25 protein-coding genes are annotated in these 23,697 nt (G+C 58.9%); 11 read left to right on the top strand and 14 right to left on the bottom strand.

Annotated features, from left to right (window positions below):
• Positions 1 to 10: 10 nt before the first annotated feature.
• The 3 genes from AYT24_RS00515 to AYT24_RS00505 are packed head-to-tail and all read left to right on the top strand — an operon-like array spanning position 11 to position 3,099.
• Entirely contained in the window at positions 11 to 481 is a 471-nt protein-coding gene (locus tag AYT24_RS00515; RefSeq protein ID WP_010931800.1) for a universal stress protein, read from the top strand.
• Positions 482 to 505: 24 nt separating this feature from the next.
• Complete coding sequence (locus tag AYT24_RS00510) at positions 506 to 1,498, top strand: HlyD family secretion protein (RefSeq protein WP_010931799.1); 993 nt, start codon at positions 506 to 508, stop codon at positions 1,496 to 1,498.
• The gene (locus AYT24_RS00505; protein ID WP_010931798.1) at positions 1,498 to 3,099 is read left to right on the top strand and encodes a DHA2 family efflux MFS transporter permease subunit; all 1,602 of its coding nucleotides are present in this window, start codon (positions 1,498 to 1,500) and stop codon (positions 3,097 to 3,099) included. Before AYT24_RS00510 ends, AYT24_RS00505 begins: the two co-directional genes overlap by 1 nt.
• Positions 3,100 to 3,163: 64 nt before the next feature.
• On the opposite strand, the gene msrB is transcribed toward AYT24_RS00505, so the two are convergent.
• Together msrB and AYT24_RS00495 are read right to left on the bottom strand one after the other, a co-directional pair.
• The gene (msrB, locus tag AYT24_RS00500) at positions 3,164 to 3,625 is read right to left on the bottom strand and encodes a peptide-methionine (R)-S-oxide reductase MsrB (protein ID WP_164926800.1); all 462 of its coding nucleotides are present in this window, start codon (positions 3,623 to 3,625) and stop codon (positions 3,164 to 3,166) included.
• A 147-nt stretch (positions 3,626 to 3,772) separates the two neighbouring features.
• Positions 3,773 to 5,095, bottom strand: coding sequence for an MFS transporter (locus tag AYT24_RS00495; protein ID WP_010931796.1), 1,323 nt, complete (start codon positions 5,093 to 5,095; stop codon positions 3,773 to 3,775).
• A gap of 270 nt (positions 5,096 to 5,365) precedes the next feature.
• Here AYT24_RS00495 and AYT24_RS00490 point away from each other — a divergent pair, with 270 nt between their 5' ends.
• Positions 5,366 to 6,565, top strand: a complete 1,200-nt coding sequence (locus AYT24_RS00490; RefSeq protein WP_010931794.1) for a THUMP-like domain-containing protein — start codon at positions 5,366 to 5,368, stop codon at positions 6,563 to 6,565.
• Between the two features lie 3 nt (positions 6,566 to 6,568).
• Here AYT24_RS00490 and AYT24_RS00485 read toward each other — a convergent pair whose 3' ends face one another.
• The 3 genes from AYT24_RS00485 to AYT24_RS00475 form a co-directional block, all read right to left on the bottom strand.
• On the bottom strand, positions 6,569 to 7,525 hold the full coding sequence (locus tag AYT24_RS00485) for a Ppx/GppA phosphatase family protein (RefSeq protein WP_164926799.1): 957 nt from the start codon (positions 7,523 to 7,525) through the stop codon (positions 6,569 to 6,571).
• Positions 7,526 to 7,674: 149 nt separating this feature from the next.
• Positions 7,675 to 8,544 (bottom strand): 50S ribosomal protein L11 methyltransferase, encoded by an 870-nt coding sequence (prmA, locus tag AYT24_RS00480; RefSeq protein WP_010931792.1) that lies wholly within the window; start codon positions 8,542 to 8,544, stop codon positions 7,675 to 7,677.
• Between the two features lie 133 nt (positions 8,545 to 8,677).
• On the bottom strand, positions 8,678 to 9,286 hold the full coding sequence (locus AYT24_RS00475; RefSeq protein ID WP_226986825.1) for a C40 family peptidase: 609 nt from the start codon (positions 9,284 to 9,286) through the stop codon (positions 8,678 to 8,680).
• Between the two features lie 125 nt (positions 9,287 to 9,411).
• Here AYT24_RS00475 and lysC point away from each other — a divergent pair, with 125 nt between their 5' ends.
• Genes lysC through AYT24_RS00455 form a run of 4 tightly spaced genes read left to right on the top strand, consistent with a single transcriptional unit; the run spans position 9,412 to position 13,618 of the window.
• Positions 9,412 to 10,824 (top strand): lysine-sensitive aspartokinase 3, encoded by a 1,413-nt coding sequence (gene lysC / locus AYT24_RS00470; protein WP_010931789.1) that lies wholly within the window; start codon positions 9,412 to 9,414, stop codon positions 10,822 to 10,824.
• A gap of 48 nt (positions 10,825 to 10,872) precedes the next feature.
• Positions 10,873 to 11,862, top strand: coding sequence for a phosphoribosylformylglycinamidine cyclo-ligase (gene purM / locus AYT24_RS00465; protein ID WP_010931788.1), 990 nt, complete (start codon positions 10,873 to 10,875; stop codon positions 11,860 to 11,862).
• Between the two features lie 42 nt (positions 11,863 to 11,904).
• On the top strand, positions 11,905 to 12,603 hold the full coding sequence (plsY, locus tag AYT24_RS00460; protein ID WP_010931787.1) for a glycerol-3-phosphate 1-O-acyltransferase PlsY: 699 nt from the start codon (positions 11,905 to 11,907) through the stop codon (positions 12,601 to 12,603).
• Between the two features lie 13 nt (positions 12,604 to 12,616).
• A complete protein-coding gene (locus AYT24_RS00455) occupies positions 12,617 to 13,618 on the top strand; it encodes an NAD(P)H-dependent glycerol-3-phosphate dehydrogenase (RefSeq protein ID WP_010931786.1) in 1,002 nt (333 codons plus the stop codon).
• A 95-nt stretch (positions 13,619 to 13,713) separates the two neighbouring features.
• On the opposite strand, the gene sixA is transcribed toward AYT24_RS00455, so the two are convergent.
• From sixA to AYT24_RS00440, 3 genes are read right to left on the bottom strand one after another with little or no spacing between them, the layout of a single operon-like run.
• Positions 13,714 to 14,205 (bottom strand): phosphohistidine phosphatase SixA, encoded by a 492-nt coding sequence (sixA, locus tag AYT24_RS00450; protein ID WP_010931785.1) that lies wholly within the window; start codon positions 14,203 to 14,205, stop codon positions 13,714 to 13,716.
• On the bottom strand, positions 14,202 to 15,320 hold the full coding sequence (locus AYT24_RS00445) for a glycoside hydrolase family 3 protein (RefSeq protein ID WP_010931784.1): 1,119 nt from the start codon (positions 15,318 to 15,320) through the stop codon (positions 14,202 to 14,204). Before AYT24_RS00445 ends, sixA begins: the two co-directional genes overlap by 4 nt.
• 54 nt (positions 15,321 to 15,374) lie before the next feature.
• Entirely contained in the window at positions 15,375 to 16,691 is a 1,317-nt protein-coding gene (locus tag AYT24_RS00440) for an AAA family ATPase (RefSeq protein WP_010931783.1), read from the bottom strand.
• Between the two features lie 128 nt (positions 16,692 to 16,819).
• Between AYT24_RS00440 and kdsA the strand changes: the two genes are divergently transcribed.
• Together kdsA and AYT24_RS00430 are read left to right on the top strand one after the other, a co-directional pair.
• Positions 16,820 to 17,662, top strand: a complete 843-nt coding sequence (gene kdsA, locus AYT24_RS00435) for a 3-deoxy-8-phosphooctulonate synthase (RefSeq protein WP_010931782.1) — start codon at positions 16,820 to 16,822, stop codon at positions 17,660 to 17,662.
• Positions 17,663 to 17,674: 12 nt separating this feature from the next.
• Positions 17,675 to 18,247 (top strand): HAD-IIIA family hydrolase, encoded by a 573-nt coding sequence (locus tag AYT24_RS00430; RefSeq protein ID WP_010931781.1) that lies wholly within the window; start codon positions 17,675 to 17,677, stop codon positions 18,245 to 18,247.
• A 101-nt stretch (positions 18,248 to 18,348) separates the two neighbouring features.
• On the opposite strand, the gene AYT24_RS00425 is transcribed toward AYT24_RS00430, so the two are convergent.
• The 6 genes from AYT24_RS00425 to AYT24_RS00400 all read right to left on the bottom strand — a co-directional run bounded on the left by AYT24_RS00425 (position 18,349) and on the right by AYT24_RS00400 (position 23,098).
• Positions 18,349 to 19,803: a hypothetical protein gene (locus AYT24_RS00425; protein WP_164926798.1), complete on the bottom strand. Its 1,455-nt coding sequence runs from the start codon at positions 19,801 to 19,803 to the stop codon at positions 18,349 to 18,351.
• Positions 19,804 to 19,864: 61 nt separating this feature from the next.
• The gene (locus AYT24_RS00420) at positions 19,865 to 20,716 is read right to left on the bottom strand and encodes an NAD(+)/NADH kinase (protein ID WP_010931779.1); all 852 of its coding nucleotides are present in this window, start codon (positions 20,714 to 20,716) and stop codon (positions 19,865 to 19,867) included.
• Positions 20,713 to 21,594, bottom strand: a complete 882-nt coding sequence (locus tag AYT24_RS00415; protein ID WP_319792418.1) for a prephenate dehydrogenase — start codon at positions 21,592 to 21,594, stop codon at positions 20,713 to 20,715. Before AYT24_RS00415 ends, AYT24_RS00420 begins: the two co-directional genes overlap by 4 nt.
• Positions 21,588 to 22,169: an orotate phosphoribosyltransferase gene (pyrE, locus tag AYT24_RS00410; RefSeq protein ID WP_164926797.1), complete on the bottom strand. Its 582-nt coding sequence runs from the start codon at positions 22,167 to 22,169 to the stop codon at positions 21,588 to 21,590. Before pyrE ends, AYT24_RS00415 begins: the two co-directional genes overlap by 7 nt.
• A gap of 135 nt (positions 22,170 to 22,304) precedes the next feature.
• Positions 22,305 to 22,733: a Holliday junction resolvase RuvX gene (gene ruvX, locus AYT24_RS00405; RefSeq protein ID WP_010931776.1), complete on the bottom strand. Its 429-nt coding sequence runs from the start codon at positions 22,731 to 22,733 to the stop codon at positions 22,305 to 22,307.
• A gap of 188 nt (positions 22,734 to 22,921) precedes the next feature.
• Positions 22,922 to 23,098: a YqaE/Pmp3 family membrane protein gene (locus tag AYT24_RS00400; RefSeq protein WP_010931775.1), complete on the bottom strand. Its 177-nt coding sequence runs from the start codon at positions 23,096 to 23,098 to the stop codon at positions 22,922 to 22,924.
• 232 nt (positions 23,099 to 23,330) lie between these two features.
• On the opposite strand from AYT24_RS00400, the gene AYT24_RS00395 reads away from it, so the two are divergent.
• Positions 23,331 to 23,636, top strand: coding sequence for a hypothetical protein (locus tag AYT24_RS00395; protein ID WP_010931774.1), 306 nt, complete (start codon positions 23,331 to 23,333; stop codon positions 23,634 to 23,636).
• Positions 23,637 to 23,697 lie beyond the last annotated feature (61 nt).

Genomic DNA, 23,697 nt, shown 5'->3' with positions numbered 1-23,697 from the left:
AGTGATAATCATGACGACAAACCATGTAAAACCATCGAAAATTATGCTCTGCCCTGTCGATTTTTCGCCATCTTCCGAAAGGGCGCTGCTTTATGCCGCCGAACACTGCCCGGCTGACGCCGAGCTGATCGTGCTGTATGTCGGCGACGCCGGAAACGGCGACCGGGGCACAATGCTCAGAGAGCATCTCCATCAGTTTTCGAGCTATTCCGACCTGCTCTCTGCCTACGGCTGCCGGGTGCGTTTCGCCGTCGAGTACGGCTCGCCCGGCGCGACCATCATCGAATATGCGTCGAAAACCGGGGCAGCTATGATCGTGCTCGGCTCGCACGGCGCGAGCAATCTGGGGCGCCTGCTGGTTGGCAGCACTGCTGAATCGGTGATGCGCCACGCGCCGTGCCCGGTGCTGGTGCTCCGCTCGCCGGAAGGCGTCAATGAAACCGGAACGGTTCAGCGGAAACAAAAAGAAGCAATCCTGTAAACACCAACGACAGATTTACTATCCATGGCAGAAACGCAGCAATCCAACATCGAAGCACCGGACAACGAAAAAGGCAAGCCAAAACCGGAACGCTCGATGGGCCGCCTGGTCATCTTCGGCATTTTGCTGGCCATCGGCCTTGTCTGGGGCGGCATGAAGCTCATCCGCTCGCTCAGTTACGAAGAGACCGATGACGCGCAGATCGCCGGCAACATCTATCCGGTCATTCCGCGCGTGCCGGGCAAGGTGGTCGAAGTGCTTGCCAACGACAACCAGATGGTGAAAAAAGGCGACGTGCTCATCCGGCTCGATCCTTCGGACTACCAGATCAAGCGCGATATGGCCGAAGCGCAGCTCCTGAAAGCGCGGGCGGCAGTATCGGGAGCGAAGGCCGACATCATAGCGGCGGCGGCGGCGCAAATCAAGCTTGCCGCCGACCTTCGCCGCAGCCAGAACCTCCAGAAACAGGATGTGATCTCCCGAGCGGAGCTCGATGCCGCCACGGCTGGCGCGACCGCCGCGTCTGCACAGCACGCCGCCGCCGGAGACAACTACAAGGCCGCACTCGCCCAGGCAAAACTTGCCGAGGCCGAGCTGAAAAACGCCGAACTCCAGCTGTCATGGACAACCATTACCGCTCCGGCTGACGGCAAGGTTTCGAAAAAGAACGTCCAGCCCGGCCAGTATGTTACTCCCGGCCAACAGCTCATCGCCATTGTCGGCAGCGGCGACTTGTGGGTCGTGGCCAACTTCAAGGAAACGCAACTCGAACACATGCGCCCCGGCCAAAAGGTAATCATCAAAGTCGATGCCTTCCCAGGCAAGGAGCTGAAAGGCCATATCGATTCAATCTCCGCAGGAACAGGCGCCGAGTTCGCCCTGCTTCCCCCCGATAACGCCAGCGGCAACTTCGTAAAAGTGACCCAGCGTGTGCCGGTCAAGATCGTCTTCGACGAAAAAACCGACCTGCCGCTTGCCGCTGGAATGAATGTGATCGCAGAAGTGAAGGTGAAGTGATGTCAAGTACCGCAACAACCATACCGGGCGCTCAGGCGCTGGAACATCATTACGAAACCGGGGCCAGAAAATGGATCATCACAGCAACGGTGATCATCGCGGCGATGCTCGAACTGATCGACACCACCATCGTCAACGTGGCCCTCAACCACATCAGCGGCAACCTCGGCGCGAGCATCGAGGATGTTTCCTACGTGGTCACGAGCTACGCCATCGCCAACGTGATTGTCATTCCACTGTCGGGATTTCTCGGCAACCTGTTCGGGCGCCGCAACTACTTCGTGGCCTCGATCGTGCTCTTCACGGGCGCCTCGTTTTTGTGCGGCATCTCGACAAACATCTGGATGCTGGTCTTCTTCCGCTTCATCCAGGGTATCGGCGGAGGAGGACTGCTGCCCACCTCGCAGGCGATCCTGTACGAAACCTTCAGGCCGGAGGAGCGCGGCGCGGCAACGGGCATCTTTTCGATGGGGCTGGTGCTCGGCCCCACCATCGGCCCGCTGCTTGGCGGGTATCTGGTCGATTACTTCGCATGGGAGTGGTGCTTTTTCGTCAACATCCCGATCGGCATCGCGGCGGCCTGGGCGTCGCTCACCTTCGTGAAAGAGCCGAAGGTGAAGCCTGTGGTCGAAAAAATCGACTGGGCGGGCATCGGCCTGCTCTCCGTCGGCATCGGCTCGCTCCAGTTCGTGCTTGAGCGGGGCGAACAGAAGGACTGGTTCGAGACCGATTATATCGTCTGGTTCACCATCATCGCCGTGGTTTCGCTCATCGCGTTTGTCTGGCTGGAGCTGCACACCGACCATCCGGCGGTTGACCTCTCCGTGCTGGCGCGAAGCAAAAACCTCGCCATCGGCGCGGTACTGACCTTCATCGTCGGCTTCGGCCTGTACGGTTCACTCTTCATCTTTCCGGTTTTCGTGCAGCGACTCCTCGGCTTCACGGCGCTCCTGACCGGTCTGGTGCTCTTTCCGAGCGCCATGCTCACCGGCATCATTTCGATGCCGCTCGGTATCGCGTTGCAAAAGGGTGCGTCGCCGAAGCTGCTCATGACGGTCGGCATGGTCGCTTTCTTCTGGTTCTGCTGGGAGCTTGGCAACCAGACGCTCATGTCGGGCGCGGAGAACTTTTTTCTCGTGCTGCTCATTCGCGGCTTCGCCCTCGGCTTCATCTTCATTCCGGTCACCCTGCTCGCCGTCACGGGACTGCACGGCAAGGATATCGGGCAGGCGACCGGCCTGAACAATATGGTGCGTCAGCTTGGCGGTTCGTTCGGCATCGCCATCACCAACACCTACGTCACCCAGCGCGTGGCCGCGCACCGCATCGACATTCTCAGCCACCTCTCGCCCTACGACCCCGCCGCCGTTCAGCGGTTGCAGGACATGAAGCAGGCGCTCGGTCAGTACATGAGTTCGCCGGTCGAAGCAGGACAGGCAGCAATGGCTGCGCTCGAAGGCATCGTCGTCCGCCAGAGCTACCACCTGGCATACATGGACGCCTTCAAGATGATCGCCATCCTCTTCGCTGTCTGCCTGCCACTGCTGCTCTTTATCAGGGTGGACAAAAAAGAGACGGTGGATATGTCATCGGTGCACTGAAAAATATCGTGATATGACCGTGTGCCTGACATGCCGCACAACGGTCCAGCAAAGCCGCAGAAGATCACTGCGGCTTTGCTGTTTCAGGCTGATCCGGCTCAAAATCGAGGCAGATCGAGTTCATGCAGAAGCGCTTGCCGGTCGGAGGCGGACCGTCGTCGAAGACGTGACCAAGGTGCGCGCCGCAACGTCCGCAAAGCACTTCGGTACGCACCATGCCGAACGAGGTATCTTCACGATACGCGACACTGCCAGGACGTACCGTCTCGAAAAAGCTCGGCCAGCCACAGGTGCTGGCGAACTTGGCATCCGACCGGAACAGGGTATTGCCACAGGCCGCGCAGTAGTAGGTCCCAAGACCTTCGTAATTCCAGTATTTGCCGGTAAAAGCCCGTTCGGTTTCGGCAAGCCGGGCCACGGCATAGAGTTCAGGAGAGAGCACCTTTTTCCAGACCTCGTTCGGCAAATCAAGCCGGGTAGTATCGGTGCGGGAGTAGTAGGGATTCTGCGGATGATTGTTGCTCATGGCGTTGCCCGGTTTCGTTGGCGAAGCTTTCGGTGAGGCCTGACAAGCGGATAACACGGTCAGCATCATAACCAGCAATGTGGTCACTCGTCTCATGGCGGTCAGGGTTTTTCCACCATAACCGCATTGCCCTCGCAAGCGTTCCGGCTAAGCTTCCGTTGTGGTGCGATACTCCTGCCAGGCCTTCGTAATCTCCCCGCGCGACATAAACAGAAAGATCGTAGCGGCGATGGTTACCATCGCGCCGGTTCTGAGCGCAGCCGGAGTACCGAAATGCTCCGATAGCAAGCCCATCAGCAGATTGCCGAAAGGCATCAAGCCAAGCAACACCATGAGGTAGATGCTCATGACGCGCCCGCGAAAGCGGTCATCGACCAGCCGCTGCACGGTGGCGCTCATCGTGGCAAAAGCCGAGAGCATCCCGAGCCCAGAGAGGTAGAGAAAAAAGAGCGCTAGCGGCAACCATGTCGCGAAGGTGAAGGCCGCCAGCGCGACGGCGAAGGTCAGTATGCCGCCGATCACCAGCCGGTCGGCGCGCACCTTGCCGCTCGTCATCGACACCACCACAGTGCCGGAGAGCGAGCCGAGGCCGAACGCCGAATAGAGGTAGCCCATCCCCGCCGCGCCGATACCGAAGGTCTGCCTGGCCACCACCGGCAGCATCGACATGAACGACCAGCCAAAGATCGAAACCACACCCACGAACAGCACGATCGCCCTGATAACCGGATGCCGGCGGGTATAGGCGATGCCCGAACGGATCGACTGGATCGGGCGCTCCTCCACCGCCGGACGCGGCGGCGCGGCTGTCGGCCGGATCGCCAGAAGCGCGGCGATGACCGCCACGTAGCTGACGCCGTTGGCAATGAACGCCCCGCCGGTGCCGACCCAGGTAATCATGAAGCCGGCCAGCACCGGCCCGACCACCCTCGACGCATTGAAAATCGAGGCGTTGAGCGCCACCGCCGAAGGCAGATCCTTGCGCTCGACCATTTCGCTGATGAACGCCTGAATCGCCGGCGTGGCGAGTGCGCCAACGCTGCCGAGCAGGAAGGCCAGCACGAGAATTGCGGGAATGGTGATATGGCCGCTGAGGGTGATCGCTCCGAGGATGAGGGCGAGCATCATCGAGAGCGCCTGCGTCCAGAGGAGTATCGTGCGCCGCGAATAGCGGTCAACAATCATACCGCCAAAAAGCGAGAGCAGCAGCGTCGGCACGGTCGAGGTGGCCGCCGTGACGCCAACCCAGAACGCCGAACCGGTCATTTCGAGCACCAGCCACCCCTGGGCCACCATTTGAAGCCAGGTGCCGATCATCGACACGATCTGCCCAACGAAATAGAGCCGGAAGTTCCGGCTCGCAAAAGGAGGAAACGCTGCCAGCAGCTTCGATTTCAGGCCGCCGCCGGACGGCAAGGGAAGCGAGTCATCGTGATTTCCGGAAAAATCCTCTTCAGGAACAGTGCTCATTGGTCGTCACTCAACAGTCATTCGTAACGGAAGGTAAAGCCGGACGAAAAGTAGAAAAAAGTAGATCAATTCCATAAGTTCCTGTCTCGTAGCCACCACGAAAGCACATGGTGATCAGTTGGCCTTTCAGTTTATTCGGACCATCAACGGCTTTCGAAACAAAGAGAGACAACGGCTGCTGAAACCGGGTGATATGAACAAAAAATGGATACTGAAGCAAGGGAATGTACCCGCGCAACGCGGCGCTCCCCATGAAATCTTTTTTTCACTATGACCCTCGACGAACTCAACAGGCTGCTCGATCCGCAGGTGCTTGCGTTGATCGACGCCCACGCCAGTGACGATCCGGCGACGTTTGCGATGCAATTTCACGGAAGGGGCGATTTGCCGGTGCGGGCGATAGCCGAGCAGATTGCCTGCCGGAAAAAGGCTGCCGCGAAGCTGCCATCGCTGTCGCGCTTTCCGATGCTCTATACGCGGCTCGGCCTCGAACAGGCTTCCGGCGAGCGGGCTGCGGAGTGGAAAGCGTCGCTTATGCGGGGGTGGCGGGCGATTGATCTGACGGGAGGTCTCGGAATCGATACGCTCTTTCTCGCCCAGCGCTTCGACTCGGTGGTATCGTGCGAGCGGAACGAGGCGCTGGCACGGCTAGCCGAAGCGAACCGGCGCATGATGGGGGTGACGAATGTCGAGACGCTCATTGGCGACAGTGAGGAACTGTTGGCAGGGTATGCCGACGATTCGTTCGACTGGGTACTGGTCGATCCGGCGCGGCGCGAGCACGGCGGGCGCTCGGCGGGGCTATCGGCGTCGAGTCCCGATGTGGTACGCTTGCACGACATGCTGCTCCGCAAGGCACGACGAGTCTGCATCAAGGCGTCACCCGCGCTGGAAATCAGCGGTCTGGAAACACAACTGCCGACGCTCTCGGAAGTTATCGCCGTGTCGGTGGATGGGGAGTGCAAGGAGGTGCTACTGCTGCTCTACCGCGAACGCGAAGCTGGCTTGACGCCGGAGATTCGTGCGGTGTGCCTCGGAAGCGAGACGTTCGAGATCGTTTCATCTGGTGGCGTGCCGCCCGCTCGCGTGGTCGCCGAAGCGCCCGGCACGTGGCTCTACGAGCCGGACACGGCGATCATCAAGGCGCGGCTGACGGGCGAGCTTGCGCGTCAATTCCATCTTGAATTTCTCAATCGCACGGTGGATTATCTGACGTCAGATCGGTTGATCGAGCCATTTCCGGGCAGAAGCTTCCGGATCGAGGAGTGCCGTCCATTCAGGCAGAAGAGTTTCCGGAAGGAGCTTGCTGAACTGGAAATCACGAATGCGGCCATCCAGCGGCGCGATTTTCCGCTGTCGGTCGAGGAGCTGCGCAAGCGGTACAAAATCGGGGAGAGCAGCGAGCGCTATCTCTTTTTCACGAAAAACGCTACGGGCAGTCTCATCTGGCTCTCGTGCAGAAAGCCGTGAGCTTCAGGTCCGGTTGCGAAGCATCAGAAGCTTCTGAAGCTCCTGCTGCGCCACGCCGTAGCGCAGGCCCTGGATGCTCACCGTCAGGCTGCCGACGCCGAGCATCCGCATGAACTGATGCAGGATGAGCACGCCCATCGTAAAGACGTCGGCGCGCCCTTCTGGGATGCCGAGCGCCACGATCTCGTTGAGCTTCATCGCGCGGAGCCGGTCGAGCAGCTCGTGCACCGCATCGTATTCAAGCCGGTAGCCCTGCACTTTCGCCGCGTCGAAATGGCGGTCACCGAGGCACACCTGTGCAATGGTGGTCAGCGTGCCCGCGACGCCGAAAACCTGCTGGCGACCCGCGAAAAACGGCGGCAGGCTTCTGGCGAGCTTGCGGTTAATCTCCTTTTTTGCCGCCTCGAACGCCTCCGGCGACGGGGGCTGCGCGGCGCAAAAGCGTTCGGTCATTCTCACCGAACCGATGTTTATGCTGACCGCGCTGTCAACCTGCTCGACTGTGCCCATGATGATTTCGGTGCTGCCACCGCCGATGTCGATCACCGTGAACGGTTCCGGCACCTCCGGCAGCCCGGCCACCGCGCCGAAAAAGGTGAGCGCGGCCTCCTCGTCTCCGCTGATGCAGCGGATTTCGATGCCGGTCTCGCCCTTGACCGCCGCGATGACTTCATCGCGGTTGGCCGCGTCACGCAGGGCGCTGGTACCGACGGCCAGAATCCGCTGCACGCCAAGTCCATCGCACAGATTCCGGTACTCCGTCATGCAGGCAATCAGCCGGTCGAGCGCTTCAGGGTGGATCATCCGGTATTCATCGACGTTCTGGCCGAGGCGCACGATGGTCTGGCGGTGATCGACGGTCACGATGTTGCTGGCCGCAGCGTCAAGATCGGCGACCAGCAGCAGGGCCGTATTGGTGCCGACATCGATGCAGGCAATGCGTTCGGTTGCGTTGGACATGGTTTTACAATTATTAGCGAGAACCCGACCTTGCATTCAGCAGAGCTTCAGCCCCGTGGCCCTTCAAATCTCTTGCATTCATGTTGCCTCGGCTTTCAAGCCGGGGCGGGGCAGAGTTCGCTCCCCTGATTCTGAATCGTCGGTCTCAATCAGTTTTTTGGTTCAACGAGCGCCGAGAGCCACTCGTCTTCGTAAATGGTCTTGACGTTGGTGTATTTGATCCGCTTGAGCAGCTGCTTCAGCCACGGCTCGTCATAGACCAGCACGCCGGAGAGCAGCACCTGGGCGTTCGGCGCGTGACGGCGGATGGTCGGCAGGATGCGGTCGAGTACGTTCTTGTTGATGTTGGCCAGAATCAGGTCATAGCCCTCTTCGAGGGTTGCCGCCAGCTCCTCTTCGGCGTCGAGCAGCTCGACGCGGATATCCGCCACGTCGTTTTCGGCGACGTTCTCGACGGCGTTCTCCGCCGCCCAGGCGTTGTTGTCGAAGGCGAGAATCGGATTGCGGTTGCCGAGCTTGCGGGCCGCGATGGCGAGCACGCCCGTGCCGGTGCCGATGTCCATGATCTTTTTGTCGGCGAGGTCAAGCTCCTCCATCTGGCGAAGCATCAGGCGCGTGGTGGCGTGGTAACCGGTGCCAAACGACATCTTCGGATTGATCGCGATGACAATCTGCCCCGGTTTGACATCGTACTCCTTCTGGTGCTGGATGATCAGGAAGCGGTCGGAGATTTCCACCGGCTGCAGGTGCGCCTCCCACTCAGCGTTCCAGTTCCGGTCGGCCATAAACGATGCCGTGAAGCGCGGCACCGAGCCAAAGGTCTCCTGCAGCATGATATTTATGGACGCCTCTTTGTCGGCGTTCCAGTCGCTTTCGGGAAGGTAGGCAAGCAGCTTGTGGTCATCTTCGAGGAAATATTCGATGCCGACCTGGGAAAGCACGGCGATATAGAGTTCGTAGAGGTCGCTGTCAATTTCGAACGCGAGTTCGATATGGTTGTGAGTTTTCGGCGGCTGCATTGACGATGTTGTTACTGTGAGTGAGTGCTGTGTGGGAAGATAGCAAAACGGCGAGAATGGAACGATGGGGGGCTGACAAGACTTTTGGGACTGATGGAAAAGAACCACGAAACTTCAAGGATCATCCGCGTGGCTACTCAACCCGGATGATCCTCGTGCCGAAAGCGAAATGGGTGGCGTAATAGCTCTGGGAAAGCGTGCTGATGCTGATGCCTGCTTTTGAAGATGCGTGGGCGAAGCGTTCGTTACCGAGGTAGACTCCGACGTGGGTAATCTCGTCCCCGGCGGCGAAAAAGACCAGGTCACCGGGTTGCAGGCGATCTCTGTGAATGATCGGGCCCACCAGTGCGAGATCATTCGAGGCACGGGGCAAGATCATCTGGAACGAACGGTTGTAGAGATATTGCACGAAGCCGGAGCAGTCGAATCCTTCCGGCGTGGTTCCGCCAAAGCGATATTTCACTCCTCTGGCCTCTTCGATAGAATCGAGCATCGCCCTGAAGGCCCGTGCGGAAACCTGTACCGGCACACTGCACCGTTCCGGGCCTTGAGGACGGAGGCGTGAGATAGAAGTTTTTCTCTTTTTTAAACTATATTTGCTCTCCATGCGATCGGAGAGTGGCCGTATGCTCTGGCATGCGCCAAGCGTAAGCATCAGGGACGCGAGCACCATGAGCGCCAGTGCTCTGAGTATGCTTGTCGCTTTTGCGGCTTTCGGAGCGAACCGGGTGATCTCGTTCATGGGGCCGGTGAAACTGGATTTCCGGTGTTCCGGATTCATGAAGTGAGTCGATCATGGAAGTATAGTAAATCCGAACCGGAAAACGATCCTGAAACAATCAAAATCCAATTCTTTCGATTGAGAGTATGGTAGTCATGAAATTTGGCGGCACCTCTGTTGGCTCGGCTGCGGCCATGCGGCAGGTGATCGCCAATGTCGCGGAAAAGAAGAAATCGAGCGCGCCGCTCGTCGTTTTAAGCGCGTGCAGCGGAATAACCAACAAACTGATCCAGATCGCCGATGCGGCCGGCTCCGGCTGTCTCGAAGAGGCCCAGCAGCTTGTTGGCGAGGTTCGCCAGTTTCACCTCGATCTGATCGGGGAGTTGATCGAAAGCGAGGAGCTCCAACAGGAGGTGATCGCAAAGATCGAGGTCTATCTCACCCGGCTCGAACGCCTCACCGAGGGCATCGAGATCGTCGGTGAGCTGACCGAGCGCTCGAAAGACCGCTTCTGCTCATTCGGCGAACTGCTTTCGACCTCCGTGTTCGCCGCCGCACTGAACGAAGCGGGCGTGAGCTGCAAGTGGATCGACGTGCGGACGGTGATGATCACCGACGACCGATTCGGCTTTGCCCGCCCACTCGCCGAGATTTGCCAGAAAAACACCAGCGAGATCATCAAGCCACTGCTCGATGCAGGCACAGTCGTCGTGACGCAGGGCTACATCGGCGCGACCGAGTCGGGCCGTACCACCACACTGGGACGCGGAGGCTCCGACCTGTCGGCAGCACTTTTCGGCGCATGGCTGCATTCGGAGTCTATCGAAATCTGGACGGACGTTGATGGCGTCATGACGACTGATCCCCGAATAGTTCCGGAGGCGAAGAGCATCAGGGTCATGACCTTTTCCGAAGCTGCCGAGCTGGCCTATCTCGGCGCGAAAGTGCTCCATCCCGACACCATCGCCCCAGCGGTCCAAAAGAACATTCCGGTTTATGTGCTCAACACCTGGCACCCGGATTCCAAAGGCACGCTGATCACCAACGATCCGGAGCTGCTGGCAGGAAAGAGCCACGGCGGTCTGGTCAAATCCATTGCCGTCAAGAAAGCGCAGGCGATTCTCAATATCCGCTCGAACCGGATGTTTGGCCGCCACGGATTTATGAGCGAGCTGTTCGACGTGTTCGAGCGCTTTGGCATTTCGGTCGAAATGATCTCGACCAGCGAAGTCTCGGTCTCCCTGACGGTTGACGATGCCGTGGTGAGCGAGCCGCTCATCAAGGCGCTCGGCGCGCTCGGTGAGGTCGAGATTGAGCACAAGGTAGCCACGGTCAGCGTGGTTGGCGACAATCTCCGTATGTCGAAGGGCGTTGCCGGCAGGATTTTCAACTCGCTTCGCAACGTCAACCTGCGCATGATTTCGCAGGGCGCATCGGAGATTAACGTGGGCGTGGTGGTTGATGAAAGTGACGTGCAGGCGGCGGTTGCAAGTCTGCACTGCGAGTTCTTTGCGGAATCGCAGTGCGACGCGATTTTCGAGAAACCGGCGGGCAGCTAAGACCGCAAACGCAAAAAAAAATTAAAAGGATAATCACGAACAAGAGCTATGGATTACAAGAAAGCCGGAGTCGATATTTCCGCAGGTGAAGAGTTCGTCCGCCTCATCAAACCCCATGTCCGCCAGACCTTCACTCCGCAGGTGATGACCGACATCGGCGCGTTCGGCGGATTCTTTCAGCCCGATTTCGCGAAGTATGAGAAGCCGGTGCTGGTCAGCAGCATCGACGGCGTGGGCACCAAGCTCAAGATCGCCATCGAGCTCGGCAAGTACGACACGGTCGGCTCCTGCCTGGTCAACCACTGCGTGAACGACATTCTGGTCTGCGGCGCCCGCCCGCTCTTTTTCCTCGACTACTATGCCTGCGGCAAGCTCAAGCCTGAGATTGCCGCGTCCGTGGTGACCGGCATGGTGAAGGCGTGCCGCGAGAACGGCGCGGCGCTCATCGGTGGCGAAACCGCCGAGATGCCGGGCGTGTACGACGTGGAGGATTTCGATCTCGCTGGTACGATTGTCGGCATGGTCGATCAGCCGCACATCATCAACGGCTCGAAGATCGAGGCGGGCGACGTGATGATAGGCCTGCCTTCGACCGGCCTGCACACCAACGGCTATTCGCTAGCCCGCAAGGTGTTCGAGGGGCGGATGAACGAGACGTTTGCCGAGCTTGACGGTACGGTCGGCGAGGAGCTCTTGAAGGTGCACCGCTCCTACCTGCCGGTCATCGAACCGCTGCTTGGCACTGGCGACCTGCGCGGCATGTCGCATATCACCGGCGGTGGTCTCATGGGGAACACCATGCGCATCGTGCCGGAAGGCCTCGCCCTTTCGGTGGACTGGAATTCATGGCCGGAACCGCTGATTTTCGACCTGATCCGCAAGGAGGGCTCGGTGCCCGAAGAGGATATGCGCCGCACCTTCAACCTGGGCCTCGGTCTGGTGATGATTGTCGCGAAAGATCGCGTCGATCACATCATGGGCTACTTGAAGTCGAAGGATGAAAATGCCTACATTGTTGGAGAGGTCGTCAAGGCCTGACCATTCGATTATGTGTTTGTCTGTCATTTAATCGAGACTGATATGCTGACATTTCTTGCCATCATCGTCGTCGCGTACCTGATTGGCTCCATTCCGACCAGCATCATTGCCGGAAAGCTGCTCAAGGGCATCGATATCCGCGAGTTCGGCAGTGGCAATGCCGGCGGCACCAACGCCTTCCGCGTGCTCGGCTGGAAGGCAGGACTGGTCGTAACACTCATCGACATTGCCAAAGGCACCATCGCCGCCGTGCCGGTGGTCGGCTTTTTCAAGGCGCACCCCCTCGGCGCGTTTCCCGACATGAACGAGATCGCTTTGAGCCTGATCGCAGGCATGGCCGCCGTCATCGGCCACGTTTTCACGGTCTTTGCCGGTTTCAAGGGGGGCAAGGGGGTCAGCACCGCCGCCGGTATGCTGATCGGTATCGCACCGGTAAGCATGCTGATGGTGATTGGCATCTTCCTTCTGGCCGTTACGATTTCGCGCTACGTCTCGGTAGGATCGATTCTTGCGGCCATCGCCTTCCCGCTGATCATCGCCATCCGCAAATATGTCTTCGATCTCGGCTCCGGCCTCGATTACCGCTTTTTCGACCATTGGTTCGTGCATGACAGCCTCGACTATCACCTGCTCATATTTGGAGGCATTGTAGCCGTGGCGATCATCTACACGCACCGTGCCAACATCAAGCGCCTCTTTTCTGGAACCGAAAACCGCCTGAGCTTCGGGCGGAAAAACTGAGCGGCTGTTTACAATGAAGATCACTGTTCTCGGCGCAGGAAGTTGGGGAACCACGCTTGCCATGCTGCTGGCCAATAAAGGCCACGAAGTACGGCTGTGGGCGCACCGCCCGGAGTTCGCCCGCGCGCTTGAGGCCGACCGCGAAAACAAGCGCTACCTCAAAGGGGTTCTTTTTCCCGACAACCTGCGTGTGGTCGAAAATCTTCACGACGCCGTCGAAACAGCGGAGATGATCGTGACAGCAGTGCCGTCGCATGCGCTGCGGGAGACGGCGGCGGCGTTTGCGCACCTGCCTCTCGACGGCAAAATCATCGTCAACGTCGCCAAGGGGATCGAGCAGCACACCGGAAAGCGCATGTCCGAGGTGTTACTCGAAGCGCTGCCCCGCATCGCGCCGGAGCAGATCGCCGTGCTCTACGGCCCAAGCCATGCCGAGGAGGTCGCCCGCCAGCAGCCGACCACCGTTGTCGCCTGCTCTGTTTCGGAAGCGACCGCCCGCCGGGTTCAGGAGGCGTTTCACACCAGCAGCTTCCGCGTCTATGTCAACACCGACCTCATCGGCGTCGAGATCGCCGGATCAGTCAAGAACGTCATCGCCATCGCCGCCGGAATTTCCGACGGACTCGGCTTCGGCGACAACGCCAAGGCGGCGATCATCACGCGCGGCCTGGCTGAAATCTCGCGCCTCAGCTCGAAGCTTGGCGCCGACCCGCTGACCCTATCGGGTCTGTCCGGCATCGGCGACCTGGTCGTAACCTGCCTGAGCCAGCACAGCCGCAACCGCTACGTCGGCGAGCAGATTGGCAAGGGCCGCAAGCTCGACGAAGTGATCGGAGAGATGAGCATGGTAGCCGAAGGGGTGCTCACCTCCAAAGCCGTAGTCAAGCTCGCCGAACGCCTCGGCGTCGAAATGCCCATCTCGCAAGCCGTCTATGAAATGCTCTACGAAAACAAACCCGCCCCGCAAGCCATTCTGGAGCTGATGGAAAGGGATCCCAAGCCGGAGCATTATTGAAGTTTAAGCGTATAGGTCGTGTAGGACTTATAAGACCTATATGACCTATAAGCTCTCAAGAGCGCACATAATGCGCCCCTGCGGTTGGCCAGCCCTCACTCCCGCTCCGGGAATTTGTACCACACCAGCTTGCCGCTACCCTCGGCGGTATCGCGCCAATGGTCGCAGTCCAGCTCGATCTTTGCAATTCCGCAGGTATTCATCGCTTCGGCGGGTTTGGCAGTGAGCCACTGGACGAAATGGCTGATCATCGGGTTGTGGCCGAAGAGCATGACCGTATTATCCTCGTCCGCAAGCGACCGGACAATGACGGCAAGTGCATCAATACCGCCCTCGTAGATTTCGATCTTCTGCACGATCTCCCGCCGCTCGATGCCCAGCGTATCCGCGAAAATCTCCGCCGTTTCGAGTGCTCTGTGCGCAGGGCTTGAAATGAGCCGTTCCGGAGTGATGCCTTTTTTGCGCAGGCGCTCACTCATCTCTTCGGCCTGGCGGCGGCCTTGTTTGGTGAGGGAGCGGTCGAAGTCGGACTGGGCCGGATCTTTCCAGCCCGCCTTGGCGTGGCGTACGAGGTAGAGGGTTTTCATGGGCGAGAAATGATAGTTCGGGTTTTCAAGGTCATGATCCGCCGGTACGATTCGTTAATCCTCTCCGGCGAAATAGCCCCTTTTTCAACGAGGTGGCGGATAATGCTCGTTGCTTTGCTAGCGATCTCCGGGTCGTAGCTGACGTTGTTGCCGAAAATCAGCACATCGACCCCTGCGTCAATCGCCAGCCGGATCGCCTCTTCGAGGCCATAACGGTCGGCGATAGCTTTCATCTGCATGTCGTCGCTGAGTACCACACCCCGGAAGCCGAGCTGTTTGCGAAGCAGGCCGTCAATCGTCGCCTTCGAGAGCGTCGCCGGGTAGAGGCTGTCGAGGCGGGCGTTGAAAACGTGCGCTGTCATGACCGGATCGCTATACCCTTCACGGATCAGCGCCCAGTAGGGATCAAGCTCTTTTTTTGACCAGGTGGCGGTGACATCGGTAAAATCCTTGTGCGTATCGGTGGTCGAGCTGCCGTGGCCGGGGAAGTGCTTCAGCGCAGCAATGATGCCTTGCTGGTGGAACGCATCGATGACCATTCGAGCCTGCTGGGCAACGACAACCGGATCTGCCGAGAAGCTCCGGTCGAGCTTGCCGATGACGGGATTGCTTGGGTTGACGTTCAGATCAACCACCGGCGCGAGATTCACGTTGATACCGAGACTTTTGAGTAAAGCGGCGGTCGATCCGGCGGCCTGCCATGTGCTGTCGGAATTATTGAGTGTGCCGAGATAAGCGGCGGAAACGGTCGGCGGAAAGCCGCGCGACGGCTTGAGGCGGCAGACGCGCCCACCCTCCTGATCGACAGCAATGAAAAGCGGAGTGGTCGAGAGCTTTTGCAGCTCCGAGGTAAGACGCCGGAGCTGCTCCGGCGACTCGATGTTGCGAATTGGAGATTTTGATGGCACGTCGTAATCGAACAGCACCACGCCGCCGATGCCCCGCTCGCGAATATCAGCGGCGATAGCTGAATCGTCTTTGGCCTCCATGCCACGGAAGCCGATCATAAGCATCTGGCCGATCTTGATCGAAAGACTGTCGGGCGTGGATGGCGCGGCCAGCGCGGAGGTAAAGCTCAAAAAAAGCAGCAGCGCCGCAAGGAGAGTCGCTTTCATGGAAATAAAAAACAGGCTGGCCTTTTTTTGATAAGACCAGCCCGAGGCTTGTTGTTATTTCTTCTTCATTACGATGGCATCGTTCTCCAGCCCGATCTCGACGGTGTCGTCTTCGCCAACCTGACCGGCGAGGATCATCTCCGAAAGGCGGTTAGTAATCTGCCGTTGCATGACGCGCTTGAGCGGGCGCGCGCCGAATGCCGGGTCAAAGCCGGTTTTGGCAAGCCACATGAGCGCCTCGTCCGAGATTTCGAGGGTGATGCGCTGGCGCCTGGCGGTCTCCTTGATCCGGTTGAACTGAATGGTGACGATCTCCCGCAGGTTTTCACGTGTCAGCGGCGTGAAGAGAATTACCTCGTCGATGCGGTTCAAGAACTCAGGCCGCACCTGCTGCTTGAGCAACTGGAAGAGCTTCTCCTTCAACCCGGCCAGCGCCGCATCAGCATCGCGCCCTTCGAGATGCTCCATTTCGCTCTGAATGAGCTGCGCGCCGATGTTCGAGGTCATGATGATGATGGTGTTCTTGAAGTTCACCGTGCGCCCTTTGCTGTCGGTCAGCCGCCCGTCGTCGAGAATCTGGAGCAGGATGTTGAACACATCCGGGTGCGCCTTTTCGATTTCGTCGAGCAACACCACCGAGAAGGGCTTGCGCCGTACCGCTTCGGTAAGCTGACCGCCCTCTTCGTAGCCGACGTAGCCGGGAGGTGCTCCGACAAGGCGGCTCACGGTGTGCGCCTCCATGTACTCGCTCATGTCGATGCGGATTAGCGCGTCCTCGTCGTCGAACAGGTATTCGGCCAGCGTGCGGGCCAGCTCGGTCTTGCCGACGCCGGTCGGGCCGAGGAAAATGAACGAGCCGATGGGTCGCTTCTCGTCGCCCATGCCCGCGCGCGAACGCTTGACCGCGTCGCTGACCGCGCGGACAGCTTCATCCTGGCCAACCACCCTGCGGTGCAGCTCGGACTCGATGCCGAGCAGCTTCTGCCGCTCGGACTGGAGCATCTTGCTGACCGGAATGCCCGTCCATCGCGAAACGATGTCGGCGATGTCGCCCGCGTCGATCTCCTCCTTCATAATGAGGTCGCCGGAGGCCTGTCGCGCTTCGATCTTGCGGTTGTTCTCCTCCAGCGCCTTTTCGATCTCGGCGATCTTGCCGTAGCGAATCTCAGCGACCTTGCCGTAATCACCGCTGCGTTCATAATTTTCAGCCTGTACACGCAGGTCTTCAAGCTCTTCCTTGAGACGGCGGGAGGTGTGGATAAGCTCCTTCTCTGCCTCCCACTGCGCCTTGACGGTCGCCTGCTCCTCCCTGAGGCTCGCGATCTGCTTTTCGATGTCGAGCAGCCTTTGTCTGGTATCTGCGGTATTCATAAACAGCTATTCCTGTTGAAGAGTGAAAAGAGAAATTATTGATTAAATTTACAGCCTAATTTATCAAGTCAAAACAAACCGGCTTCGCTTGTTACTGGCGTTAACTCTTTAATCAAACAGGACAACGGATGCAAAAGTTCTCGGTTGGCACTGTATCGCTGCCAGGGCCGAAGGGCCTGTTTCTCATCGCGGGGCCTTGCCTTATCGAAAACCGGCGGATGGCGATGGATGTGGCCGCCGAACTCGACCGCATCCGCAAAAAGGAAGATGTGCGCGTCATCTTCAAAGGTTCTTACCGCAAGGCGAATCGCTCGTCGGCCTCTTCATACACTGGCATTGGGGACCGCCAGGCACTTGAAATCCTGCGCGAGATCAGAGACTATTTCGGGATGCCGGTGCTAACCGATGTTCACGAAACCTCCGAGGTCGAACTCGCGGCATCCTATGTCGATGTGCTCCAGATTCCCGCGTTCCTCTGCCGCCAGACTGACCTGATCGTGGCCGCAGCATCGACGGGGCTTGCCGTCAACATCAAGAAAGGGCAGTTTCTCGCGCCGGAAGACATGGCTCTTGCCGCGGCCAAAGCCGCCGCAACGGGAAACAAAAAGATTATGCTTACCGAACGGGGCACCACCTTTGGCTACCACAATCTCGTGGTCGATTACCGGGGGCTGCCAATCATGGCCGAATCCGGCTGGCCGGTCATTCTCGATGTCACCCACAGCGTCCAGTTGCCGGGTGCCGGAGCAGGCGTTTCCGGAGGCGACCGCCGGTTCCTCATGCCGCTTGCCCGCGCCGCCGTTGCCGCGGGAGTTGATGGCCTCTTTTTCGAGGTGCATCCCGATCCGGCGACCGCCATGTCCGACGCTTCGACCCAGGCTCCGCTCGCCGGATTCGGCGAAATGGTGCGGGAGCTGATGCAGCTTCAGCGCTGCATGCAGTCGATCCGGGAAGAATTTCATTCACGTTAACCAGATACACTCTTGAGCTCTTTCCAGTTTTTCGGTATGCAGCCCTACCAGGCTGATCCCTCTTCGCAGATCAACGCCGCCCTCGATAGCATCAAGGCGCTGGTCATCTCCCTCGACGGCGTCCTCACCAGCGGCGTGATCACTCTCGACGGCGAGGGGCGCGAAATGCCCACCCTTTTTGCCCGCGACCTGGCCGGACTCCGCGAGGCGCTGCGTCTCGGCATGAAGGTGGCGATCATCGCCGGGCGGCAGGCCGGAGCCTTCCGCCAGATGCTCGAAGCCACAGGGCCAATCGATCTCTTCCTCGACGGCGAGGAGCGACTTGACGCTTACGAAGCATTCAAAAGCCGCCACGGCCTGCAGGACGATGAGTGTGCCTGCATTGCCGACGATATCGACGATCTGGAATTGCTGAAAAAGGCCGGATTGCCAGTAACGCCGATCAATGGCGCGGAGTACCTCCGCAACCGCGTCGCCTACATCTCGGTATTCGAAGGTGGACGCGGCTGCGTTCGCGAGATCGTCGAGATGGTGCTCGACCACCAGGGCCGCTGGAAGTACAGCGAAAAGCAGGCTCAGGGGTAGTTGAAAAGTCGAAATCGTTGCGCCGGTGAATCGATCCCGACATCGACAGGGAGTTCCAGAAAAAGACCTGCACTGCCAAGCCAGTTAGAACCGGCCCCTCCTCACCCCTCCCGTTGCGAACAAACGCAACTATCGGCGTTCAGAAACATCGCCATTTTGGCCAGTGATCTCGTGCCGACCACGTTAGTGCCATGGCCCGGTTCGATGTGCACGTCACCGAGGTAATCGGTACCGCCTTCGAGCGCCCGTTCCAGCGCGTCGAGCTTCCCGAGCAGGCTGTAGGCCGCCGATTGCGGTGTTGAGCACGACACCGGTGGATTGTCGAAACCATGCACCACGTAGCCGTCCGGAATCATCTCCTCGTCGAGATAGTAGTGCCAATGCGTCATGCCACAGCCAAAGCGCGCCAGCAGACCGGGAAAGCGGTTGCCAGGTGCAAGCGCGAGCAGAATGCTGGCGATCATCGCATTGCCGATAGCGTGGGCTATGATGGTCAGCGTGTCGAACGAGGGCTTCGAGACGAGGCCCTCCGGCAATCCGGCAGGTGTGACCAGCCATGCATGTCCGTTGTCGAGACCGATCTCCACCAGGTCATGGCGCGGGTCGATGGCGGTTTTCCGGCATCCCGACCGTGTTGTAAGGATACGCACGCCGGGCACGGGCACGAGCAGCTGTTTCCCGGCGATTGTCACCGGCACCAATGCGTCGCCGACTGATGTTCCGCCGAGGTCATCAGCCTCGATTGCAGGCGCGACCTTCACCGGGAGCTGGCGGGCGAAGAAACCGTAGCTCATACCGTTACGCTCGTCAAGGTAGCGCGAAACGATCTTGCGGCAGAAGCCGTTACGGTAGTCGAGCGACTCGCGCGAGGTGTGGTTCATGAAGCGCTCGTTTCCCGCCCAGATGCGTCCACACTCCACAAAATCAGCGGCGAACTCCAGGAACTCTGGGGCCGAGGTGTCGAGCGCTCCGGTCCGAAGCTCCAGCTCGCCGTCGCGTGGCGGCACCACCTGCGCGGTGAGCTTCGGAATCAGCGATTCGAGTACGTCACGCGACTCCGGCAGCGGCGTGTCGAAGGTGGTGATGCCACCGTTCATGCTGCACACCGTCCACGAATTTTCGGTCACATAGATCAACAGATGCACCATCTCCCAAGCGAGCTTGCCGACCACCGCGTCGAGCCTCTCCTGCGGCGTCTGACCACCATGCACCGGCGGCGGCTCGTCGTAGACGCCGACGATCAGGTTGTTGTAGAGCGTCGAGACGCGGCTGATCGGCAGCTGATGGTCCTCGAATCTGCCCGGCGCGATGAGCGCCGTCCCCGCCTCGACGCGCGAATCCCGTCCTTCACCTGCAGCCTCTTCGACTATCGTTACCCCGCACTCCACGAATGACTCTCGCAACGCTGTGATGAAGTGGTCAAGCCGGGGACTCTCTTCCTGCAACGGACAGAAGGCCACGCGCAACGTCGATGCCATGAGGCGGGGGGTGAGCGGCGTCGAGGAGGGAATGCCGAGCAGCCGGTTCAGCCAGAATGGGGAAAGGTGTCGGGTCATGGAAGAAGGGTAACTCGTTCTTTGATCGATCATGAGAGGGTATCGGAAAAGACTGTGGAAGTCACTCTCCCGTGGGATGTTCGTGACTCCAGAGCAGCTTTTTGCGAAGGATTTCGCAGTAGTTCCTTTTTTCGTTGGCCACCAGATTGATGTGGTGTGGCGACTTTTTCACCGTGACCACTTCACCAGGAGCGAGCAGTTTTTTCTGGATGCCATCCATTTTCAGCGGAAACTCCCCGGATTGCGAATCGACCGAAATTTTGATGGTTTTGTCGTCGCTGATAACGATCGGTCTGACCGTCAACATGTGCGGACAGATCGGGGTAATGACGAACACATTCGATTTCGGGGCGATGATCGGGCCGCCTGCGGACATCGAGTAGGCCGTCGAACCGGTCGAGGTGGCGATGATGATGCCATCGGCACGGTATGATCCGAGCATTTCATCGTCGAGCAGGATGGTGAAGGCTGGCAGCCGCCGTGCAGCGGAGCCTTTTTCGAAGATAACGTCGTTGAGCGAAGTCAGCGATTCTCCCGATTCAAGCGTGGCTTCGAGCTGCGAGCGCGTGTGGATCGAGTAGTTACCGCTCACCAGATGATCCATGGCCACCCACATTTCGTCCGGACTGAACTCGGTCAGAAAGCCGAGGTCGCCCACATTGATGCCCACCACCGGCTTGGAGCGGGAATAGTGCGAAGCAAGCAGAAGCGTGCCATCGCCGCCAAGCGCGACGAAGGCGTCGCAGTGCTGGCTGAGGTCTGCCTTCTCCTCCCATTTGCCGCAGCCGAGCGCTTTGGCCGACTGGGGATCGAAGACGTAATCGATCGACCGCGCATCGAGCCACGCCGTCAGCTCTCGGGCCAGCTCCAGCGCTTTCTCCCTGGTAGTGTTCACGAAGATGGCGAACTTCATGAGCTGCTCCTCTCCTGAAGGCGTTGATAGAGATCGTTCGCTTCGCGGAATTTTGATTCGAGCGCCTCGAAGTTGCCGCCGCGAACTTCTCCGGCTACGTCGGCAAGAAGCGCGGAAAATGCCTCCATCTCGTCAGCGATGTTGCTTCTGTTGGTTTCCACGATGTCCCGCCAGACCGCCCAGGGGCTGCCCGCCAGCCGCGCCATCGACGCGAATCCGGGGCCTGCCCATTCGACATTCTCACGACAGTGAGCCATCAGCGCAGTCGAAATAAGCTGCGGCAGGTGGCTGATGTTGGCGTAGACCCGGTCATGCTCTTCCGGACTCATGAAGAGCGGCTTGCATCCGGCGGCCCGGAGCAGCCCGGCCAGTTCTGTGGCAAGGGTTGTTTCAAGAGTGGCGCATTCGGTACAGAGAATCACAAGTCGGCCGTCGAGCAGCTCTGGCGAGGCCGCCTGGTAGCCCTGCTGTTCACGCCCGGCGATGGGGTGCATCCCGATGAATTCGATGCCGAGCTCCTGCGCTTTGGCAGCGATTTCAGCCTTGGTGCTCGACACGTCACTCACCAAGGTATCCTTGCGGATGTGCCGTTTCGCCTCATCGAGCAGGGCGATGTTGGTGACAACCGGCGCGCAGAGCACGACGAGATCAGCGTTGTACAATTTCGCCGGATCAGGCTCGAAGCGGTCGAGACCGCACTCGCCGGTAATCGCCACGATGTCTGCTGCGTCAAAGGCCGGATCAAAGCCGATCATCTCGATGTTCCGCCCTGTCGCCCCGGCAGCGCGCTTGAGCGCCTGCATCAGCGAGGCGCCGATAAGCCCGAGTCCGACGAACGAAATGGTGTGGATGCCCTGCTGCATCTGGCTGCTCAGCACTGGGGATTGGTTCGGCTGCCCGGCGCGTAAATCGGGATTTCCTCCTTGCAGAGCGGGCACTCCTCCGGCGCGTAGCTGACCACCTCCATCGTGAGCAGCGAGAACTGCTTGTCCGCCAGCCGTACCTTGCCGTTGCTACGGTCAACTACCGAGGCGACTCCGGCCACAGTCGCTCCGGCGGCCTTGACCAGCTCGATCACCTCGGCGACGGAGCCACCGGTGGTGATTACATCCTCGACCACCAGCACCTGCTCGGAGGGATCGATGGAGAAGCCGCGCCGGATCATCATCGCACCCTCTTTGCGTTCGGCGAAGATAGTCTTGACGCCAAGCTGCCGACCGACCTCCGTGCCGACGACGATGCCGCCAATGGCGGGCGAAATGACCGTCGTGATGCCGCTCTCCCTGAAAAATCCGGCGATTTGGCCGCAGATCGCCGAAAGATATTCCGGGTATTGCAGCACCTTGGCGCACTGGAAATAGGAGTTGCTGTGGCGGCCAGAAGTGAGCCGGAAATGGCCATCGAGCAAGGCGCCGCTCGACTTGAACATCGCGAGGGTTTCCGAATTGGTCATGAGGAAAAATCGGTCAATGATGCGTGAAAAAGGAAATTCCGGGTATCCGCAAACACCAGACACCTAACGATAAAGATACAGAAGCCCGTGTGAAATGTTAAACCTAAAATCCCTTGACGCACGGTGTTGGTGCGCTCAGGAATGGCTATCGAGGTATCCTTGCAGAATCAGGCAGGCTGCGGCGGTGTCGAGCCGTCCTTTCTCGTTGCGTTTCTTCCGGCTGCTTCCCGAAGCGGCCAGGATTTTCATCGCCGTGCGTGACGAGCGGTGCTCATCGAAAGTCTCGATCAAAGTGCCCGGAAACGACTCCCGAAGCTCCGCGACGAAACGGTCGATCACGCCGGTCATGCGGTTCTCTTCACCCTTGTCGCTCATCGGATAGCCAACCACGACCAGCTCGATTCCCTCATCGTCCCGTACCCTCGACAGCACCCTGACGAGCCCCTCCATATCGAACGTACCAAGAGGCTGCGCGAACATCCGCAACGGATCGCTCAGCGCCACTCCGATCCGCTTGGTGCCGAAATCGATTCCGATGATGCGCTTGTGGCTGGATGAAGACATGGTTGTCGCTGGTTGAGCCTCTGCAGCGTCTGAACTGAAAGGTTCAGACGCTGTATGGATCAGGAGTCGATGTGCTCTGAACATTGGTAAAAACACCCGGCCCGGATTTCTTTTTTTTCAGAAAATGCCGGGCCAGTGAGGAACTCTTATGGAGTGGCCAGTGTACTTACTGGAAGTTCGAAAGAACTTTACGCTTCCGCAGTTTTGCCGGACTGCTCTTTCGAGATCATGATAAGGGCTGCCACCACACCGGGGATCCAGCCCCAGAGGGTAAGAATTCCGGTTAGCATGATGGTGCCGGCTTCTTTGTTCATGACAGCTGCGGGCGGCAGGATGAAGGCCAGAATCAGGCGGCGAATGTCCATGATGATCTCCAGGTTTGATGGTTGTGTTTACTGGAATGAAAGTTACGATTTGCAACAACAACAAACAATGACAAAGCCACCCCTCGCCCCTTGGAAGCGATTTTGACGACATCACAACAGCAAAACACCATCTTGCTTTTTACGGGCGAAATTGTTAACTACAAGTCCTTGCCGAAAACGCCCCAAAGCTGGGTTTGCCGCTCAAGGTTTTGTAAACTAAACGTATACCAACTTGTACAATAAGATTCATCCTGACGTGGTCCTGGATGAGGCTGACGAGGCTCTCGATGAGCCTAACTATAATAATTTTAATACGTCGCCGGACCCACCGAGTCCTTACGCCGACCTTGAAAAAAAGTATCGTAAGAACAAATTCAACAAGACCCGCACCAACACCTCACCTGGTCTTTACGGTACTCACGGGCTTGTTCCGGTAAACGGTACCAAGCCTGCAGGCAAGAACATTCAGAAAAAGAGAGGCAAAAAAGCCGTTGCGTCCAAACCGTTCCGGGCTTCGAACGGAAACAAGAGCGCCTGAGCTGCCACAGAAACCGTCAGGGCTTATTTTGATAGATCGCGCAAAAAGATTTTGCCTTTTC

Origin of the sequence: Chlorobaculum tepidum TLS, from assembly GCF_000006985.1 — a bacterium.
Taxonomy (GTDB): Bacteria; Bacteroidota; Chlorobiia; order Chlorobiales; family Chlorobiaceae; genus Chlorobaculum; species Chlorobaculum tepidum.
This window is presented reverse-complemented; position numbering and strand designations above follow the sequence as displayed.

Bases quoted from the DNA above. Each gene is read 5' to 3' on its own strand.
- AYT24_RS00515 (WP_010931800.1), top strand. From the start codon at position 11: ATGACGACAAACCATGTAAAACCATCGAAAATTATGCTCTGCCCTGTC.
- AYT24_RS00510 (WP_010931799.1), top strand. From the start codon at position 506: ATGGCAGAAACGCAGCAATCCAACATCGAAGCACCGGACAACGAAAAA.
- AYT24_RS00505 (WP_010931798.1), top strand. From the start codon at position 1,498: ATGTCAAGTACCGCAACAACCATACCGGGCGCTCAGGCGCTGGAACAT.
- msrB (WP_164926800.1), bottom strand. From the start codon at position 3,625: ATGAGCAACAATCATCCGCAGAATCCCTACTACTCCCGCACCGATACT.
- AYT24_RS00495 (WP_010931796.1), bottom strand. From the start codon at position 5,095: ATGAGCACTGTTCCTGAAGAGGATTTTTCCGGAAATCACGATGACTCG.
- AYT24_RS00490 (WP_010931794.1), top strand. From the start codon at position 5,366: ATGACCCTCGACGAACTCAACAGGCTGCTCGATCCGCAGGTGCTTGCG.
- AYT24_RS00485 (WP_164926799.1), bottom strand. From the start codon at position 7,525: ATGTCCAACGCAACCGAACGCATTGCCTGCATCGATGTCGGCACCAAT.
- prmA (WP_010931792.1), bottom strand. From the start codon at position 8,544: ATGCAGCCGCCGAAAACTCACAACCATATCGAACTCGCGTTCGAAATT.
- AYT24_RS00475 (WP_226986825.1), bottom strand. From the start codon at position 9,286: ATGAACGAGATCACCCGGTTCGCTCCGAAAGCCGCAAAAGCGACAAGC.
- lysC (WP_010931789.1), top strand. From the start codon at position 9,412: ATGGTAGTCATGAAATTTGGCGGCACCTCTGTTGGCTCGGCTGCGGCC.
- purM (WP_010931788.1), top strand. From the start codon at position 10,873: ATGGATTACAAGAAAGCCGGAGTCGATATTTCCGCAGGTGAAGAGTTC.
- plsY (WP_010931787.1), top strand. From the start codon at position 11,905: ATGCTGACATTTCTTGCCATCATCGTCGTCGCGTACCTGATTGGCTCC.
- AYT24_RS00455 (WP_010931786.1), top strand. From the start codon at position 12,617: ATGAAGATCACTGTTCTCGGCGCAGGAAGTTGGGGAACCACGCTTGCC.
- sixA (WP_010931785.1), bottom strand. From the start codon at position 14,205: ATGAAAACCCTCTACCTCGTACGCCACGCCAAGGCGGGCTGGAAAGAT.
- AYT24_RS00445 (WP_010931784.1), bottom strand. From the start codon at position 15,320: ATGAAAGCGACTCTCCTTGCGGCGCTGCTGCTTTTTTTGAGCTTTACC.
- AYT24_RS00440 (WP_010931783.1), bottom strand. From the start codon at position 16,691: ATGAATACCGCAGATACCAGACAAAGGCTGCTCGACATCGAAAAGCAG.
- kdsA (WP_010931782.1), top strand. From the start codon at position 16,820: ATGCAAAAGTTCTCGGTTGGCACTGTATCGCTGCCAGGGCCGAAGGGC.
- AYT24_RS00425 (WP_164926798.1), bottom strand. From the start codon at position 19,803: ATGACCCGACACCTTTCCCCATTCTGGCTGAACCGGCTGCTCGGCATT.
- AYT24_RS00420 (WP_010931779.1), bottom strand. From the start codon at position 20,716: ATGAAGTTCGCCATCTTCGTGAACACTACCAGGGAGAAAGCGCTGGAG.
- pyrE (WP_164926797.1), bottom strand. From the start codon at position 22,169: ATGACCAATTCGGAAACCCTCGCGATGTTCAAGTCGAGCGGCGCCTTG.
- ruvX (WP_010931776.1), bottom strand. From the start codon at position 22,733: ATGTCTTCATCCAGCCACAAGCGCATCATCGGAATCGATTTCGGCACC.
- AYT24_RS00400 (WP_010931775.1), bottom strand. From the start codon at position 23,098: ATGGACATTCGCCGCCTGATTCTGGCCTTCATCCTGCCGCCCGCAGCT.